Annotated in this window: 17 protein-coding genes; 11 read left to right on the forward strand and 6 right to left on the reverse strand. The window is 40.4% G+C overall.

The window, feature by feature from the left end; translation table 11 throughout:
* Positions 1-108: 108 nt before the first annotated feature.
* Together PBAT_RS03460 and PBAT_RS03465 are read left to right on the forward strand one after the other, a co-directional pair.
* Positions 109-876, forward strand: coding sequence for a C40 family peptidase (locus tag PBAT_RS03460; protein WP_068646589.1), 768 nt, complete (start codon positions 109-111; stop codon positions 874-876).
* 140 nt (positions 877-1,016) lie between these two features.
* Positions 1,017-1,202 carry a hypothetical protein gene (locus tag PBAT_RS03465; RefSeq protein WP_068646591.1) on the forward strand — a complete coding sequence of 62 codons (186 nt, stop codon included), beginning with the start codon at positions 1,017-1,019 and terminating at the stop codon, positions 1,200-1,202.
* A gap of 78 nt (positions 1,203-1,280) precedes the next feature.
* Here the strand turns inward: PBAT_RS03465 and PBAT_RS03470 are convergent, their stop codons facing one another.
* The 3 genes from PBAT_RS03470 to PBAT_RS03480 are packed head-to-tail and all read right to left on the reverse strand — an operon-like array spanning position 1,281 to position 6,079.
* Positions 1,281-3,116 (reverse strand): ABC transporter ATP-binding protein, encoded by a 1,836-nt coding sequence (locus tag PBAT_RS03470; RefSeq protein ID WP_068646592.1) that lies wholly within the window; start codon positions 3,114-3,116, stop codon positions 1,281-1,283.
* Positions 3,113-4,948, reverse strand: a complete 1,836-nt coding sequence (locus PBAT_RS03475) for an ABC transporter ATP-binding protein (protein WP_068646596.1) — start codon at positions 4,946-4,948, stop codon at positions 3,113-3,115. The genes PBAT_RS03470 and PBAT_RS03475 overlap by 4 nt, the downstream gene beginning before the upstream one ends.
* Positions 4,949-4,975: 27 nt before the next feature.
* The gene (locus PBAT_RS03480; protein ID WP_068646597.1) at positions 4,976-6,079 is read right to left on the reverse strand and encodes an ArsR/SmtB family transcription factor; all 1,104 of its coding nucleotides are present in this window, start codon (positions 6,077-6,079) and stop codon (positions 4,976-4,978) included.
* A gap of 293 nt (positions 6,080-6,372) precedes the next feature.
* On the opposite strand from PBAT_RS03480, the gene desA reads away from it, so the two are divergent.
* The 6 genes from desA to PBAT_RS03510 all read left to right on the forward strand — a co-directional run bounded on the left by desA (position 6,373) and on the right by PBAT_RS03510 (position 11,767).
* Complete coding sequence (gene desA / locus PBAT_RS03485) at positions 6,373-7,428, forward strand: Delta(5) desaturase DesA (RefSeq protein ID WP_068646599.1); 1,056 nt, start codon at positions 6,373-6,375, stop codon at positions 7,426-7,428.
* A 66-nt stretch (positions 7,429-7,494) separates the two neighbouring features.
* Positions 7,495-8,637 carry a sensor histidine kinase gene (locus PBAT_RS03490; protein WP_068646600.1) on the forward strand — a complete coding sequence of 381 codons (1,143 nt, stop codon included), beginning with the start codon at positions 7,495-7,497 and terminating at the stop codon, positions 8,635-8,637.
* Positions 8,634-9,233 (forward strand): response regulator transcription factor, encoded by a 600-nt coding sequence (locus PBAT_RS03495; protein ID WP_068646601.1) that lies wholly within the window; start codon positions 8,634-8,636, stop codon positions 9,231-9,233. Before PBAT_RS03490 ends, PBAT_RS03495 begins: the two co-directional genes overlap by 4 nt.
* A 406-nt stretch (positions 9,234-9,639) precedes the next feature.
* Positions 9,640-10,104: a hypothetical protein gene (locus PBAT_RS03500; protein WP_248912398.1), complete on the forward strand. Its 465-nt coding sequence runs from the start codon at positions 9,640-9,642 to the stop codon at positions 10,102-10,104.
* A gap of 159 nt (positions 10,105-10,263) precedes the next feature.
* The gene (locus PBAT_RS03505) at positions 10,264-11,250 is read left to right on the forward strand and encodes a Gfo/Idh/MocA family protein (protein WP_149466292.1); all 987 of its coding nucleotides are present in this window, start codon (positions 10,264-10,266) and stop codon (positions 11,248-11,250) included.
* 1 nt (position 11,251) lies between these two features.
* Positions 11,252-11,767, forward strand: coding sequence for a hypothetical protein (locus tag PBAT_RS03510; RefSeq protein ID WP_068646605.1), 516 nt, complete (start codon positions 11,252-11,254; stop codon positions 11,765-11,767).
* A gap of 282 nt (positions 11,768-12,049) precedes the next feature.
* Here the strand turns inward: PBAT_RS03510 and PBAT_RS03515 are convergent, their stop codons facing one another.
* Both PBAT_RS03515 and mscL read right to left on the reverse strand, forming a co-directional pair.
* Positions 12,050-12,436, reverse strand: coding sequence for a hypothetical protein (locus PBAT_RS03515; protein WP_068646607.1), 387 nt, complete (start codon positions 12,434-12,436; stop codon positions 12,050-12,052).
* A gap of 191 nt (positions 12,437-12,627) precedes the next feature.
* Positions 12,628-13,026 carry a large-conductance mechanosensitive channel protein MscL gene (gene mscL, locus PBAT_RS03520; protein WP_068646612.1) on the reverse strand — a complete coding sequence of 133 codons (399 nt, stop codon included), beginning with the start codon at positions 13,024-13,026 and terminating at the stop codon, positions 12,628-12,630.
* 192 nt (positions 13,027-13,218) lie between these two features.
* On the opposite strand from mscL, the gene PBAT_RS03525 reads away from it, so the two are divergent.
* Positions 13,219-14,190 (forward strand): ring-cleaving dioxygenase, encoded by a 972-nt coding sequence (locus PBAT_RS03525; RefSeq protein WP_068646613.1) that lies wholly within the window; start codon positions 13,219-13,221, stop codon positions 14,188-14,190.
* Between the two features lie 16 nt (positions 14,191-14,206).
* On the opposite strand, the gene PBAT_RS03530 is transcribed toward PBAT_RS03525, so the two are convergent.
* Positions 14,207-15,529 (reverse strand): DUF2254 domain-containing protein, encoded by a 1,323-nt coding sequence (locus PBAT_RS03530; RefSeq protein ID WP_248912399.1) that lies wholly within the window; start codon positions 15,527-15,529, stop codon positions 14,207-14,209.
* Between the two features lie 456 nt (positions 15,530-15,985).
* Here PBAT_RS03530 and PBAT_RS03535 point away from each other — a divergent pair, with 456 nt between their 5' ends.
* On the forward strand, positions 15,986-16,747 hold the full coding sequence (locus tag PBAT_RS03535; protein WP_068646616.1) for a methionine ABC transporter ATP-binding protein: 762 nt from the start codon (positions 15,986-15,988) through the stop codon (positions 16,745-16,747).
* Entirely contained in the window at positions 16,740-17,402 is a 663-nt protein-coding gene (locus tag PBAT_RS03540) for a methionine ABC transporter permease (RefSeq protein WP_068646617.1), read from the forward strand. Before PBAT_RS03535 ends, PBAT_RS03540 begins: the two co-directional genes overlap by 8 nt.
* Positions 17,403-17,428 lie beyond the last annotated feature (26 nt).

The following is a 17,428-nucleotide window of genomic DNA, read 5'->3' on the forward strand; positions in this document are numbered from 1 at the left end:
TTAGAAATATTGAATTGAGACCATAGACCGATTATCTGTAGGCAGGAAGAACTCTACAATGGGGACAAGCAATGCAGGAACATTAGCATCTCAGGAGGTAATAACAACATGATGATTAGTAAAAAAGTGATAACTGCATCACTAACAGCAGTAATGCTGTTCGGAAGCTTGTCCACAACAGCTTTTGTACAACAAGTAGAGGCTGCTACAACAACAACCTCAAAGGTAACTTGGGGAGTGAATTTACGTCAGGCTCCTTCCAGTACGTCAACGATTATTAGAATGATCCCTAAAGGTGAGAAGGTCGAAGTTCTTGGGAAATCCGGAACATCATGGCTTAAAGTGAAGGATACGAAAGGAAAAGTTGGTTATATTTCTTCGTCGTCTAAATATACGCAACAAGTTTCAGGAGGCACGAATACTAACGCTACTATTAACAATAGCGTTGAGAAAGTGATTGCAGCAGGGAAGAAGTATTTAGGAACCCCTTATGAGTATGGTTCAAGCCGCTCTAATACCTCTACATTCGATTGCTCGGACTTTGTACGCCAGGCTTTCATTGACGGTGTTGGGATAAAGTTACCAGCGGATTCAAGAGCTCAAGGCAATTACGTGAAGGCTAAAGGTACGGTTGTGAAGGATGTGTCCAAGCTCAAACGCGGGGATGTCATGTTCTTCATGTCCTATAAAGGAACAAGTTCATCAGCTTATTCAAGTGCGAACAAAGCCAATGCTACCATTACACATACAGGAATTTACTTAGGAAATGGAGAGATTCTTCATACCTATTCTAAGGAATCCGGTGGCGTTACGATTAGCAAAATTAGTGGAACTCACTGGGAGAAACGATTCTTGTTCGGCGGAAGTGCGCTTTAATTACGATAAATATAACTAACTAGATTAAGACCCCTACGAAATGAATCGAAGGGGTCTTAGTATTGGACAGGGAAAATGATATACTACTTGTAAGAATTTATCTCAAATCGCGGAGTTTTCCATAAGAATGGAGTAGAGTTATGATCAGAAAAAGTTGTTCACTAGATACAGATTTTCAAAGATCGATTACTTTTCAAAGAAATATAGAGGTATGGATCGAACAAAAGCTAGTCATTATGGGTAGAGTAGAATCCTTTACGGTGGAAGCCGTTCGAATTGAGGGTACTGAGTATCCAAGAAATTCATGTGAGTTTATCATGGTGTAATGGATTCAATTCGTATCATGAATAAAGTATAGAACAACGGTAGGCCAAAGTGTTGCTTGGTCTACCGTTTTATTATAGTTAGCTTGAGGAGAAAGAAGATATTTTATCAATGATTTCATCTTCTGACGATCTAAACTGAATGTTGTATAGTTCGGCATACAGTCCGTTTAACGCTAATAACGTTTCGTGAGATCCTTCCTCTATGATCCTACCTTGATCTAACACGATAATTCTAGTAGCTTCTCGTACCGTAGATAGTCGGTGTGCAATGACGACCGTTGTTCGATCCTTCATAAGTAAATCAAGAGATTGTTGAACAATCCGCTCAGATTCATTATCCAAAGCGGAAGTAGCCTCATCCAGAAGAAGAAGTGGAGCATTACGAAGGAAGGCTCTAGCAATGGCTATACGTTGTCTTTGTCCACCGGATAAGGTTGAACCATGTTCTCCTATCAGGGTATCGTAGCCCGCGGGCATTTTTGAAATAAAGTCTTCTGCACCTGCTAGTCTGGCTGCTTCAATAATTTCTTCTTCTGTCGCATCACTTGCGCTGAAAGCAATGTTGTCTCGTATGGTACCAGAGAACAAATAGGGGGTCTGGGGTACATACGTAATCATTGCGCGTGTTTCTTCTAATTGATCATGCACACACTTTCCGTAAATGGAAATGTTACCGATATGGGGTTCGTACAGCCCACAACATAATCGCGCTAGTGTCGTCTTCCCTGATCCGCTCGGTCCCACAACGGCGATGGTCTCTCCAGCAGCGATATTCAGATGGATGCCTGTAAAAAGTGAAGATTCGCTTCCATCAAGCGATGGGTGTCTGTAATGTACATTCTCCAAGGACAACGCGGTGATTACATCTGAATCTACGGGGATTGTGGTAGGTTCTGAAGAAGTCGGTTCTGAAGAAGTCTTAAGGTCTCCCTCATCAGGCATTTCGAGTATAGCAAACACGCGATCAGCTGCCCCTAGAGCCTCTTGTACCCCACCCCATGTCTGAGACATATGGACAAATGGCCACTGCACACGCCCCATCAGAATGATAAATGCTAGTACTTCACCGGTTGTCGTTCCACCTTTTATGGCAGACATTGCAATCAACCCAGCGCAAGTGACCAGGACTAGATTATTGACAAATGCAGATGATTGCCACAAAAGTCCATTTATGATCGTTCTTTTTCGTTGTAATTGGTTCAACTTCTCACGTTCAAGTACATATCGGTTTAGGAGAACATCTTCTAGAGCAAATGCCCGTACAACCTTCATTCCTTGTAAAGTTTCTTGCAATAATCCACGCAGTTCTGCCTCTTTCTTATAGATCTCAGTAGATAGTTTACGTAGCTTTCGATCAAAGAAACGGCCAGAAAGAAATACAATGGGTCCTGAACCAAGGGCTAGAAGCGCGATCCACACGTCCATTTGAGCCAGATATAGAAATGAAACAAAGCAGAGAAGAAGATTGTATCCTAGATCGTATACGATGCTATTAATCATTCCTATTGCCATACCTGCATCCTTATTATTGCGTGATGTCAAATCTCCTGAATGCATGGATTGGACATGGCTGAAAGGGATTCTGTGACTCTTGTCAAAAAGTTTGGCACGGAAATCCCAAGACATACGGCTCTGTACAACGTATCGGAAATAATGTTGTAACATGATACAACAGATAATAATGACACATGCTATGGCACAGATGACCGTCGCACGCATTAGGGCATCCATACTTGAGTTATTGATCGTATCTATGAATACCTGCTGAACGACTGCAAAACCAATGTCCATCACGAGATTGGCAGACAGAAGGAGAATGGCAAGTATAAGCCCGATACGGTAAGGTATCGAATAAGATATAAGTCTGGGTAGAATATATTTCAATGATTGAGCGGAAGAACTTGTTTCTTTCATACGTTAACCTCCATAGTCTCAACGAAGACATTCTCTTTCAAGAAAGTGGTCTCAACCATGGTTTTATACTTACCTTGAGAGGCCATTAATTCGTAATGTGTACCTGCTTCAACAATAGAACCAGACTCCATATAATAGATGCGATCTGCATCTATAATTGTAGATAGTCTGTGGGCAATAACGACAGTTGTTCGACCGAACATAAGTTGCTGAAGTGCTTGTTGAACAAGTTCTTCATTGTGGCTATCGAGTGCTGCTGTAGGTTCATCAAGTAGCAATAACTGTGGCTCACTGACGAAAGCTCTAGCAATAGATAATCGTTGACGTTCTCCACCCGACAATGTGAGCCCGCGTTCACCGATGTAGGTCTCATATTGTAAGGAGGTTCTCATGATGAATTCGTGAATACCTGCACTTTGTGCAGCTTTAATGATGTCATCACGTGTGGCGTCTGCTCTTCCCCAAGCGATATTCTCATACAGCGTACCAGAGAATAGATAGGGTTCTTGAGACACGTAAGCAATACCATGACGCCAGACACGCGGATGAATTGTGTTTAAACATACATCACCCGAACGAATACATCCTTCATTGGGATCATAAACGGCAAGAAGTAAATTAAGAAGGGTGCTTTTACCACTGCCACTAGGACCTGCTAATGCGGTCGTCTTCCCTGGTTCGATTGAAAGTGATACGCCTGATAACACTTGATCATCGCCGTAACGGAAGCCGACCCGTTCGAACGTGATCGCATGAGATCGATTAACGACTTGATTGCTGACTTCCGAATCCATAGCAAGAGCAGTCTTATGCTCAACATCTACACCTTCTTCCGTCAGATCAAGGACTTCAAACAATCGGTTGCTCTGTGCTAAGGAAACTTGCATTTCAGTCCATAGATTAGCAAGACGCGAAATGGGATTCGTAATTTGCTCGAAACAAAATAGAAATGCTGCGATGGCACCTACATCAAGGCGGCCATCAATAACGAGGTAACCGCCATAGGATAGAACATACAGTAACCCACAAAGGATAACTGCTAGGGGCATGTTATACCCAATGGCTTCTATTCGCGATATCGGCAAATGGACTTTGAAATATTTCTTTACTCGTTGCGCAAATTGAGATTGAAGTTTGGGAGCGAGTGAGAAGGTTCGAACGACTTCAGCGCCTTGTATCGTATCTTGGATGAAAACTTGTTGTTCAGATTCGATTTGTTGTCTTTTCCCATACATGGTACGTAGACGAGAGGTAAATGGGAGTAAGACTAGAGGAACGATGGAGCAGATGATTACCGTTCCTATAGTCAATACATATTGAAGGGATAACAGGTATGTAAGGAGAAAAGTAAGTTGCATCAGATTGCTTATCAATTCAATTGTTTTTTGATTAATACCCTGTTGAGCAACGACGGCGGAATCATTGATTCGGCTAATGAGATCGGCAGAATGATACCGGTCCAGTTCCTTTGTTTTTATTTTTAATAACTTGGATAGAATAGAGGCTTGGAGTGTGGAAGTAGATTTGAATTCCAGTATCCCTGATAAATAAGTCCTGAGGAAGTTTGCACCAGCATCTACGATAATGACCACGCCACCGAATATGGCACTAGACACTAATAATGACATGTCCTGATTGGTTGCGGCATTGATAATACGACGTAACGATTCAGCTAAGGCAACAGTCGCAAGAGAGACGATTGCCGATAGCAGGCATAATATTACATATCGACCCAAGTAAGGTTTGCCTAGCTTCATTAAACGTTTCAAAGTATTAGAAGTATTGGGTATCGTTCGGTTATATGTTTCTTTTTCGGTTGCTGCTTCACTCACGTTAGATCCTCCTAATTTTGGGGCTCGTTAGTATTCCTCACCGAGCATGACGCTAGAGGTTAAAGCTAACAACTCCCTAAGTTTATCCATATTAAGATGGTAATACATGCGATGATCTTCCCTCTTCATTTCAAGAAGATTTAAGAAGAATAAGAAGTTGCTATGATAGTTGACTGCGGCTGGGGTAATACCTAGTTTCGTCGCTATTTCCTGCCCATAATGGGGGCGTTCTTGTAGTAATAGTAAGAAATCGAGACGCCTTTTATCGGAGAATGCCTTTAAGAACAACTCGGTCTTCTCTCGATCAGCAGCGGGTCCGAATACGCGATCGTTATGAATACCAAAGATAACCCATGCGTTCCAAGAGGTTCCTGTATTAAAGGATAGGTGGTGGTTACCTACTTGTGATATGAAACTAATATGAAAATTTGTAGGGATGTCATAAACAGCAGGTTCGACTTTATTCAGATCACGAATGAATCGCTCAGGATTGGCATGGAATTGAGCTTGATATATTACTGAAGCGCATTCTGACTCTTCCTTGAAGCGTTCTCGCCAGTGTACAAAGGCATCATTGTAGAACAGACGTATAAGTTGCATATACCGTAGTTTCGTCTCTTCAGGGTGGGCAAGACATTCAAGTAAAGGTTCATGAGCTTGGATAAGCTCTTGTTGTGGTTTCGTGTCATGCACGAGTTCAGATAGTATACGAAGGTCCATCTTAATAGCATCCCATTCTTGTCCTTGAAGAAGATCTTCCATTTGATCCCAATATACGCCGTATACCATTTGTGCCACGACTTTATCAGCAGGACTTTGTGCTAGGATCGTAATCCATTCTTCAGCAGAAAGTCCCTCCGTTGATGAACAGATGGATTCGTAGAAGGCATAATCAAGTCCTTTGTGTATGAAGTGGTATTGGAAGAAGAACTGAAGTTCTCGCAGTGTATGAGGTGACAATCTTTCGTGTGTCTCATCATGAAAGGACGAAGCGAGAGGATCCAGCTCAATTTTGAATTCCTCTGCCAGTGCGAGTAATTGCCCTTCACAAGCGACCATCCCCATGGAGACAATCATTTCTAACGCCTCGTTATAAGAAAAAGTGATATTTTTATTTAATAGATCCTTCATGTTGACCTCCTAGGAACATTTGTTTGGATTTACTGAATATTAATTGGAATATCATAACATTTAAATATTACTTAATGTTAAAATAACCCATAACGTAGTATTTGTAAATAGAAAATTACAAATAGATCAGAATAAAGATATAAATTTACAGCAAACATGACGTTTGTCATACTCACGACTTGACGTTTATGACTACAACGGTCGCAGTTACTTGATTATAATGATGAGAGTAAACTACGCTTACGTTATGATACGTTCTTTAAAAGCGTGGTATCTGAGGAGGAAAATACAAGATGACCGAGGCTAAACAAGTCAACTTACGGAAAAAGGTAGCCCCTTTTGAAAAAACCGAGATGAAGTCAAGTGTTCGACAGCTAATAAATACATTAGGACCCTTAGTGGTACTTTGGTATGGAGCCTATCTGAGTCTTTCCGTATCCTACTGGTTGACGTTAGCACTTGCAATTGTCACCTCTGGGTTTGTAATCAGAACCTTTATTATTTTCCATGATTGTACGCATCAATCTTTCTTCAAAAATAAACTAACCAATAAAATCGTTGGAACGATTACAGGTATTGTAGCTTTAGTTCCTTACGAGCAGTGGAAATATACGCACTCCATGCATCATGCAACAAGTAGTAATCTAGATAAACGGGGTACAGGAGATATGTGGCTTCTTACCATAGATGAATATTTAGAGGCGTCTAAGATGCGTCGTTTAGCATATCGTTTCTATCGTAATCCGTTAGTGATGTTTGGACTGGGTCCAATCAGTGTATTCTTGTTTCAATATCGCTTTAATCGTAAAGGTGCCAAACGCAAAGAACGTATTAATACCTACGTAGTGAATATTTCTCTTGTAGTGATTTATTCATTGTTAATCTGGGCTATTGGCTGGCAGGCATTTGTATTGGTTCAAGGTCCTGTGTTCTTCGTATCAGGATGTCTTGGCATTTGGTTGTTCTATGTACAGCATCAGTTCGAAGATTCCTACTTTGAGAATGAAGAAGATTGGGATTATGTAAAAGCAGCAGTAGACGGAAGCTCGTATTACAAACTTCCTAAGGTCCTTCAATGGTTCACAGGTAATATTGGGTTCCATCACGTTCATCATTTGAGTCCGAAAGTACCGAATTATCATTTGGAAGAGGCTCATAATGCAACACCACCACTTCATCATGCGACTACGATTACACTTAGTACGAGTCTGAAGTCACTGAACTTCCGTCTGTGGGATGAGAAGAATAAAACCTTCATTGGGTTTGGTGAGATGAAACGTCGAGTTCGTAATGTGAATTCCTTAGCTGATACATTGAAGGTTACTCAGCCTAACTTACAAAAAAAATAATCAAGTATGGTAAACTAGATTAGAATATATTCAATAGTGGCATACAAAAAAGAGGGTGAGACGACCATGCAGAAATGGTATCAAATTTTCCATAAGAATACAGGACTAAGTCCTTATGTGTGGGTCGTCTTTTGTATCCTCCCTTTTTATTTCATATTTCGCGCGTCATCTTCTTATCAGATTGCTTCAGGCATTATCATGACGATCGTATTTCTGGGCTGTTATGTGTTGTCGTTTGTAACAAAAGGGTGGCAGGTATACTTTTGGACAAGCGTACAGATAGTCATTTCAATAGGCATGACCTTGCTCTTTGGTTATGTTTATTTTGCTATTTTCTTAGCTCTCTTTATCGGCAATATACAAAGTAAAGGGGGATTCATTACACTGTATTGCATTCACCTGGTCACGACATTTATTAGTATTAATTATGGATTTGTCTCGCAAAACCCACTGTTTATTACACAGTTTCCATTTATCATTATGAGTCTAATTGGGGTTATTCTTCTACCTGTAAATACCTATAATCGAAACAAAAGTGATAGGTTACAAGGTCAACTTGAGGATGCGAATAAACGCATCTCTGAACTCGTAAAGCTGGAAGAGAGGCAAAGAATTGCGCGTGATTTACATGATACATTGGGGCAGAAGCTTTCTCTTATTGGATTAAAGAGCGATCTAGCTAGCAAATTAATGACTAAGAATATTACGCAGGCCCAAGTGGAAATTAATGATGTCCGTCAAACAGCAAGAAGTGCTTTAAAGGAAGTCCGCGAAATGGTTACTGAAATGCGAGGAACAAGAATTGAAGACGAGATTTATCGTGTCAGTCAGATTCTAAAGGCAGCTGAAATTGAGTGCAGTATTGAAGGGGATCCTAAATTAAGATATGCCTCTTTACTTACGGAAAATGTACTTAGTATGTGCCTTAAGGAAGCGGTCACTAATGTAGTGAAACATAGTGAAGCTACCTCATGTACCATTCGTATTGAATCATCGCGAACAGACCTGGTTATCGAAGTGCGTGATAACGGTGTCGGCATCGGTATGGATGAAGGAAATCATTGCTTTAGAGGGAATGGACTAAGGGGTATGATGGAACGGCTTGAATTTGTGAATGGAACGCTAGAAATCGTATCGGATAATGGGACACAACTTGTTATTACGGTACCGAACAATATCAAGAAGCCGGAAAGGGAGACGGTGTTATGATTCGTATAGTCATTGCTGAAGACCAACGGATGCTTCTAGGTGCTCTTGCTTCCCTGCTTGATTTGGAAGATGATATGACGGTGGTTGGAAGAGCAAGTAATGGTGAAGAAGCCGTAGCTATGGTTCACCTACATCAACCCGATATTTGTATTATGGATATTGAGATGCCGGCGAAGAGTGGTCTGGATGCAGCGGAGGAATTGAAGGCATTTAACTGCAAAGTCATCATTCTAACTACTTTTGCTAGACCTGGATATTTCGAACGTGCGTTAAAAGCGGGTGTAAGTAGCTATATGTTGAAAGACAGCCCTAGCGAGGAGCTTGCGAGTTGTATTCGCAGTGTAATGGCAGGGCGACGTATCTATGCACCAGAGCTTGTAGATGGTGCATACAGTCAAGAGAGTCCGTTAACAGAACGGGAGAAAGAAGTTCTACAAATGATTGCCGACGGTAAGAATACGAAGGAAATTGCAGCAACCTTGTATATAACGACGGGGACCGTACGTAATTACATTTCCGTTATTCTCGATAAGCTCGACGTAACTAACCGAATCGAAGCCATCACACGTTTTAAGGAAAAAGGTTGGTTTAAGTAAACCCAAGTGGACAGTCACTTGGGTTTATTTTTATTTATTTAACATGTAACAAAAAAAGGAACCCACAGCAACGGGCTGTGGGTCTTACATATATATCATCTAAAAGGGGTAACTTCATTGTACCTCCGTTACATTAATGATAGATGAAAATTAGATTGCAGGAAGATTACAATTAATCGACATTATATTACATAAGTGATGATAGGGAGCAACTGCTTCCCGTTCGGAGTTACCATAATCCCGAATGAAGTAACAGTAAAGTAAAATATTACAATAATAGTCGATGAATAGGAATGCGCTATGCTAATATAGAATAGGTATATGGGTAATAAAGGATTTTTATAGAAGATTATAGTGGGTGGAAGTTGGATCAACCTGTATAATCTGTAATCTAAAAATTTAGAAAATGGGGAATGTAAAAGTGGAAAGAGGCGGAATTGTATTACCAGTACTAGGATCGCTAATAGCTGCAATTATTGGTGGAGCGATCTGGGCAACAATAGCGGTGTTAACAGATTATGAATTAGGACTTATAGCTTGGGGTATCGGAGGATTAGCAGGATATGCAGTAGTATTATTCGCGAAAGGTCAGACTACCCAGATTCATCAAATCATTGCAGTCATCGCTAGTTTGATCGGAATTTTACTTGGTAAGTATTTTCTTTTTAGTTACATAATAAATGATGGATTTGAGGGTATGTTCAACAGTGACATCATTACGTTATTCCAAGAGAATATCACTGAGTTTTTCGGTGGAATGGATATCGTTTTTGTCCTGTTCGCAGTATTAACAGCTTGGAAATTACCAAGAACAATGTCGAAGAAAATGAATCAACCCTCAGAGACGCAACCACAATCACCTGCACTATAAATGATATATTATTGAATTGAAATGTTAGTACCTCAATCCGGTCATGCTCACTCCTGAGTGTGGCCGGATTTGTGCGTTAGGTTCTGAAATTGGACATGAAGAATCGATAATGAGAGAATGTATACTACAAAGATCACAAGAGAGGGATGAGCTTAAATTATGATACGATTCGCTATTATTGGGACGAACTGGATCACAGAACGTTTCCTTCAAGCGGCGCAGGAGACAGAGCAATTTGTTCTAACAGCGGTATACTCCCGCACGGAAGAGAAGGGCAAGAATTTTGCTGCTAAATATAATAATCCAAAGGTATTCACCGATCTAGAAGAAATGGCTTCGAGTGATCAATTTGATGCAGTGTATATTGCCAGCCCGAATTCATTCCATGCGGAGCAAGCGATACTGTGTATGAAACATGGAAAGCACGTCCTATGTGAGAAACCAATGGCCTCCAATGCAACGGAAATGCAAGAAATGATTAACGTAGCGAAGGATAATGATGTGTTGTTGATGGAAGCACTGAAATCTACACTTATGCCTAACTTCAAGATTATGAAGGATAATTTATATAAAATAGGTCAGGTTCGGCGTTATTTTGCAGGTTATTGCCAATATTCATCACGATATGATGCATATAAGCAAGGTAATATTCTGAATGCCTTTAATCCGATCTATTCTAACGGATCATTAATGGACTTAGGTATCTACTGTATCTATCCGATGGTAGCGTTATTTGGTAAGCCTGATGCTGTCCATGCTGTGGGTGTGATGTTATCCTCAGGCGTAGATGGCGAAGGAAGTATGGTGATGAAATACAAGGACATGGATGCTGTAGTGATGCATTCTAAGATCACCGATTCCTATTTGCCTGCTGAGATTCAAGGGGAGAATGGCACAATGGTTATTGATAAGATAAGTCAGCCGTACGATGTGAAAATTCACTATAGAGACGGTACGATTGAAGATATATCTCAACCTCAACTACATGAATCGATGTATTATGAAATTCAGGAATTTATAAGATTGCTTGCGAATGGTGAGCGTGATGGATCTATTAATTCGTTAGCAACATCATTAGCGGTTGCGCAAGTGATGGAGGATGCTAGACGTCAGATCGGACTTCAGTATCCAGCGGATCTAACCTAATATGTATGATCCTACGGTATATGAGAATTTAAAGGTTGCCTTTGAGAATACGTTATATGACTTGGATAATCTAGATGGAACAATTCATATCACGAATCGGATGGACCGAATGGAAATGTCGGTCATGTCACGAGAATTCGCTATTCAGTTCGTACTAGCTGAACATAGGGAGATTTCGGCTGAGATTGCACTAGAGGCGTCACTCCAAGATTTAGCAGCTGAAATACTTGAACTACCCGGAGAGAATCCGGCATGTGCCTTACGTTTGCGATTTGTTATGGAGATGGAGAATGTGGAGACACAGTGTGATCAAATCGCCCAGTTGCTTCCTCAGATCTGGGAGTCTTCGATAGCCCCGACACAAACCTTAAGTTATGTGTATGGACAAGAGCGTATGCTCTACACGAATACGATTGAAGTAAGGTTCCAACGTAAAATAAATGAGGACCAAATGGAGGATGTTCCTGAGGTCGTCGATCATGTTATTCAGACACTTATAGGTTTGAATGAACTTTAATTATAGACAAATAGCCCTTGACTAGACAGGAATAGTTGGTGTCTACTCAAGGGCTATTTGATGTGAAATAATCTCAGTTGGATCGAAATTCCCATATGGAACATGTGAATATTCAGATTGGTGTTCACAGTAATGATAATGATCGCATGAAATTTCAGAATTATGCCCCAAGGTAGGGAACGTCATACTATGAATCAAAGCTCAAAGAACTCTGGAATGGCTTGATAGCTATCCCAGAATTTTAGAATTTAGATTCATGGCTTACAAATATTTTCCTAGTGATTACTGTTTGACAACGACCATATCACAAGGGAAAATGCCAGTACGTTGGATTTCTCGAACTTGAGCTTCGCTGAGTCTAGATCCTACGAGAATAAAGGAAGAGGTCACATTATTAAAGTTGAACCTGCTTAAGTTAGCGACATTTGTTCTCCCACGAAATATACGAAAAGAACCTTGAAAGTTGTTACGAGAGAACAGAACAAGTGTTACGGCTGAAGGAAATAATACATTTCTAAGTCTGAAACTGGTCAGTAGGTTATTGAATCGAAATGCTCCTAGATTCCTAACGGCGATCCCTCCGCGTCTAAATGAGAGACGTCTGCCTGTAAAGTTCGCTCCTGAGAACATAGTGAGGCGAACACCATTATTGAAGAAATTCCCTTGCATTAATATCACTCCTTAGTATGAGATGATAACAATGTATGAGAGAGTTGTAGGTTAGGATTAGACTTAACGGCTTAAATTATGTTTGTTTTTTGTTAGAAAAGAGGATAGGTAAGCAAGACAAATGAGGATGATTCGTTGAAGACCGATTTAGAATCGGTATAGAACGAATCATCCTCATTGAATGAGATCATCTAGTTATCTGTACTTTGGTTTTGTTGTTTCAATAAGTCGCGAATTTCAGTAAGTAATACTTCTTCATTAGAAGGTAGTAGGGGGAGAGTCGGTTGGGCTTCTTCTTTGCGTTTGAATCGGCTCAACAATTTAATGAATAAGAAGATAGAGAACGAGACAATAATGAAATCAACGACGGACTGTATGAAAATACCGTATTTTAAAACAGCATCCCCTTCACCTAATGGGAGTTCTAATCCTGAAAAGTTCTTTCCTCCAGGAAGCAAGCCGATTAATGGCATAAGCAGGTCATTTACCAATGAGGTTACAATTTTACCAAAGGCAGCTCCGATGATCACTGCAACCGCTAGATCCATTACATTACCTTTGAGTGCGAAAGCTTTGAATTCTTTTAACACAAACGATGTCACATCCCTTAAATACTAAATATTTGAATGAATTATATCAAAATTAGGTAGTTGCTACAAGATAAGGATATGTAGAATAGAGTTTGTTTTTCATAGATATAGCGATATACTTATTAAAAGTATGTTACTTAAATTAAGTATGTATTTAATTGTAAGATACAGATTATGAAAGGATGTCATTTCATGAACGTAAAGGGAATTCATCATTTGTCTGCAATGACAGGTGGCATAACAGTAAACTATCAATTTTATACAGAGGTATTAGGAATGCGCCTCATCAAAAAAACAGTGAACCAAGATGACACCTCAGTCTACCATTTGTTCTATGGAGATGAACGAGGGAATGCTGGAACAGAACTAACATTCTTTGATTTCCCTGGTATCAGGCAGAATCAGAAAGGTGTGAGTAGTATCTCAGGCACGTCGCTACATGTTCGTAATGATGCAGCTCTAGCGTATTGGATTGAACGATTTACGGAGCATGACGTGACGCATTCACCAGTGATACCTTATGCTGGTCGTAACGTGATTTTCTTCGAAGATCCAGAGGGCCAAGAGCTTGCGCTTGTGTCGGATGAGACCAATTCGGGTGTACCAGGTGGAACGCCTTGGGAACATAGCCCGGTTCCTGCACAGTACGGAATTATTGGGTTAGGACCCGTGAAGCTAACTGTTCGTAAGCCTGAATCTACTCTTGCAGCATTGAGACTCATGGGATTTACAGAGAAGTCTCGTATTCCAGCACTTGTAGCCGGTCAAGAGGACATTATTATCATGCAAGTAGCGGAAGGTGGATCAGGTGGAGAAGTGCAAGTTGAACCACGAGACGATCTAGCCATAGCTCGTCTTGGTAAGGGTGGCGTTCATCACGTCGCATTCCGTATTGAAGATGAAGAGGAATTACTAGCTTGGATAGAAGTGCTTAATAGAGAAGGGCTGCAGAATTCTGGATTCGTAGATAGATACTATTTCCGATCTCTCTACTTCCGCGAACCCAACGGTATCCTATTTGAGCTCGCAACCGATGGTCCAGGATTTGATACGGATGAACCTTTTGAAACCTTAGGTGAATCACTTGCTCTTCCGCGATTCCTTGAACATCAACGTGAATCGATCGAAGATCACTTGAGACCTTTGGTAACGAAAAGAGATTAATGAAGATCATTCAACTTCATTTCTTTAGAAACTTATCGTAATTTATTAGATTGTCGGTGGTAGTGGCTAAGTTACGCAGTGCAGAGTAGAATTGTTGGCTATCTTGTTCGAAAAGAAAAAGATTCTCAAAACCTTGTGCGGTGTGTATGGCAAAGTCCCATACCGCTTCATAATCTCGTGGATTAAGTGATTTGGCCATGAGATCCAATACTTTCAAAATATCGGTTGAAACAATGACGTTGTCTTTGGCATAGTGCCTAATATAACCTAATCCATGATATAAATAGTGATTGAAATCTATTTCTTGTAAAATGATTCGAAGGTTATTCTTATCATCTACTAAATAATGAGAGAAATCCGTTATTTGTGAAATAGAGACAAGCACCTCTCCCACTTGGTAAATCGCAGTAGTTGCTGTCTTAGGATCATAATTACCAAGCGCCCGTATCGCAACCTCAACTAGCTTATTAATGCTGAATTCAATGTCTTGAACCTCAGTTTGTTTCTTTCTAATACTAAAAAATTCCAAATACTTATCTTCGTCCAGGTTATTCCCATGCTTGTTCCAATAGGTTAGGAGTGGCGTAGTCTCAAAGACATAGCAACCTATGGTGTACTCTAGCTTAATGACAATATCATCTTTTTGAGCTTCTTGGATCATCGTGATAAAGTCTACGAGTTGAATATATCCTGGTCTTCCTGCTTGAATCGGAGTTCCCTTTCCTTGTCTGATGTGTGCATCTGTGTCATTGAAGTCCTCTACTTTATATTGATCAAGTTCATTTTTCATCGTGCTTTGCACAATACCCAAAGCTTCCTTCTTCATGTCATCCGTCATTTCATTAACTTGTAACCACGCCACGGCATGGTTAATGAAAAATATAAAAGCGCCCATTGAAAACATGGCTAAAAAAGTAGCTACAAGAGGAACTGCAAAGTAATATTCGGTAATTCTCTTATTAAGGAAGAGAAAGGATAATAGCACGTAGACAAAGCTACCTGTAAAAATCCCTAACACGCGTTGTGTCGCTTTGCTTGCAATGAAATTTTTGAGCATCCGAGGAGAAAACTGTCCAGAAAAGGTCGTGAAAACAACTAAAACTAAGTTGAATGTGAATATCGTGAGTGATAAAATTCCTGCAGTAAGCGTGCTTACAAGAGTACGGGTCAGATCATAATCTACGGCAAAATAGGATCTGAATCTATCCCCCAGGTCATAGTTGAAATCACCAAAAAAGGCAGTGCATAATAAAAGAAGTGAAAAAAAGACGTAGAGAACAGGGGTAAACCATAAGTTAGACCTGAACTGATGAGATAACTCCCTCTCTGACATTCTCATGTATTTTTTTAAATATTTATCAAGAAGATACGTTCTCATCTATTTCAATGTCCCTTCTAATCGTCATTATTGTTGTTTAGATAGTATAGATAAAGTGATTTCCTAATTCCTCTATACCTTAGCCCTTAACAATCAAATCAAAACATGTAATAAATGTCTGGAAGAGTAAGAGGACATTAACTATTTGTTGGTATAGCCTTTTAAAAAAAAGCGGATGTGAAGAAATTCATTTATCTGTAAATTTATAAATAAAAACTATGGTATACTAACTTCTGCATGTCATTACCTAGAACCGTGATAGAAATGAAGTATGAAGTGTGGTTATGACTGCTCGCTTAGATGATATGTCTAGCGAGCCTTATTTTTGTCTAGACTTACATGAGTTATATATTCGTTCATGAATGGTGTGGATAATGACTAGATGAATGAATCCCTACATAAAGGAGGGGAATCTTGATGATCTCGTTACATCAAGTAAGTAAGACGTTTGTTACATCAAGTAGTCGCTTTAAAGCAGTTGATGAGGTATCTCTCGATGTGGGCGCAGGAGAGATACACGGCATTATCGGAAGCAGTGGTGCGGGGAAGTCAACTCTCTTGAGAATGATCAATCTCTTGGAAAGACCAGACAAGGGGACTGTTATCGTGGATGGGAATGATCTGACATCCATGACGGACAGGAAGCTTCGGGAAGCTCGTAGATCGATGGGAATGATCTTTCAGTCTTTCAATCTGGTTAACAATCGAACGGTAAGTGGGAATGTTTCAATGCCCCTTGAAATGGCAGGGTTAGGGAAGAAAGAGCGTGCAGAGAGAGTTCGAGAATACTTAGACTTTGTGGGCATTGGCGATAAGGCAGAGGAGTATCCTTCGCGATTAAGTGGAGGTCAGCAACAACGAGTCGCTATTGCTAGAGCACTTGTAAATCATCCGAAAGTGTTATTGTGCGATGAGCCGACATCTTCCTTAGATCCACAGACGACAGCAGGTATCCTCGATGTGTTGAAACATATTAATCGTAATTTCGGGGTGACGGTCGTAATCGTAACTCATGAAATGAATGTGGTGACTAACATGTGCACGACTGTATCGATGATGGAGAATGGTGGCTTGATCAACACGTTCAAAGCGGAACAGGGGAATACTATTTCCTCTGAGGATATTTCCAGAATGACTGTGGGACTGTCACGGGATAAAGTGAGGGACACTCATGCTTGATTCTATTATGCAATATCAGTCTGAGATATGGCGTGCGATAGGTGAGACGTTCACCATGGTAGGCATTTCGATTATTGCGGCTATAGCGCTTGGACTTCCGGTCGGAACTTTATTATATTTGAGCGGAAAAGGACAATTATTTGAGAATCGCGTCTTGTTTTCTGTGATGAATATACTTGTTAACGTTGTTCGGTCATTTCCATTTCTGCTACTCGTAGTCTTCTTGATTCCATTTACCCGGTTCGTGGTAGGTACAGCCTTAGGCACGCTCGCTGCCTCTGTACCCTTGTCCATCATGGCGATCGCCTATTACGCTAGATTAGTGGAGCAGTCTCTCTTAGAGGTTCCCAGAGGTGTTATAGAAGCGGCCTCATCAATGGGTGCGTCGACATTACAAATGATCGTCAAATTTCTGTATGTAGAAGCACGTTCAGGTCTTATGTTAGGATTGACCACGTCTACGATTAGTTTCATCTCTTATTCAACGGTGATGGGAATCGTGGGTGGAGGAGGAATTGGGGATTTCGCGATCCGTTATGGATATCAAAGGTTTGAGACGGAAATCATGATATTTACGATTATCATCATGCTCATTCTTGTGCAGACGATCCAATATACGGGAAGCTTTATGGCTAGGGCATTAGATAAAAGATAAGCAAATAGACAACGGAGGTAATTCAG

This window comes from Paenibacillus antarcticus (assembly GCF_001637225.1).
Lineage (GTDB): Bacteria > Bacillota > Bacilli > Paenibacillales > Paenibacillaceae > Paenibacillus_AQ > Paenibacillus_AQ antarcticus.

Coding starts and splice junctions, on each gene's coding strand:
- PBAT_RS03460 (WP_068646589.1), top strand. CDS start 109: ATGATGATTAGTAAAAAAGTGATAACTGCATCACTAACAGCAGTAATG.
- PBAT_RS03465 (WP_068646591.1), top strand. CDS start 1,017: ATGATCAGAAAAAGTTGTTCACTAGATACAGATTTTCAAAGATCGATT.
- PBAT_RS03470 (WP_068646592.1), bottom strand. CDS start 3,116: ATGAAAGAAACAAGTTCTTCCGCTCAATCATTGAAATATATTCTACCC.
- PBAT_RS03480 (WP_068646597.1), bottom strand. CDS start 6,079: ATGAAGGATCTATTAAATAAAAATATCACTTTTTCTTATAACGAGGCG.
- desA (WP_068646599.1), top strand. CDS start 6,373: ATGACCGAGGCTAAACAAGTCAACTTACGGAAAAAGGTAGCCCCTTTT.
- PBAT_RS03490 (WP_068646600.1), top strand. CDS start 7,495: ATGCAGAAATGGTATCAAATTTTCCATAAGAATACAGGACTAAGTCCT.
- PBAT_RS03495 (WP_068646601.1), top strand. CDS start 8,634: ATGATTCGTATAGTCATTGCTGAAGACCAACGGATGCTTCTAGGTGCT.
- PBAT_RS03500 (WP_248912398.1), top strand. CDS start 9,640: ATGGGGAATGTAAAAGTGGAAAGAGGCGGAATTGTATTACCAGTACTA.
- PBAT_RS03505 (WP_149466292.1), top strand. CDS start 10,264: ATGATACGATTCGCTATTATTGGGACGAACTGGATCACAGAACGTTTC.
- PBAT_RS03510 (WP_068646605.1), top strand. CDS start 11,252: ATGTATGATCCTACGGTATATGAGAATTTAAAGGTTGCCTTTGAGAAT.
- PBAT_RS03515 (WP_068646607.1), bottom strand. CDS start 12,436: ATGCAAGGGAATTTCTTCAATAATGGTGTTCGCCTCACTATGTTCTCA.
- PBAT_RS03525 (WP_068646613.1), top strand. CDS start 13,219: ATGAACGTAAAGGGAATTCATCATTTGTCTGCAATGACAGGTGGCATA.
- PBAT_RS03530 (WP_248912399.1), bottom strand. CDS start 15,529: ATGAGAATGTCAGAGAGGGAGTTATCTCATCAGTTCAGGTCTAACTTA.
- PBAT_RS03535 (WP_068646616.1), top strand. CDS start 15,986: ATGATCTCGTTACATCAAGTAAGTAAGACGTTTGTTACATCAAGTAGT.
- PBAT_RS03540 (WP_068646617.1), top strand. CDS start 16,740: ATGCTTGATTCTATTATGCAATATCAGTCTGAGATATGGCGTGCGATA.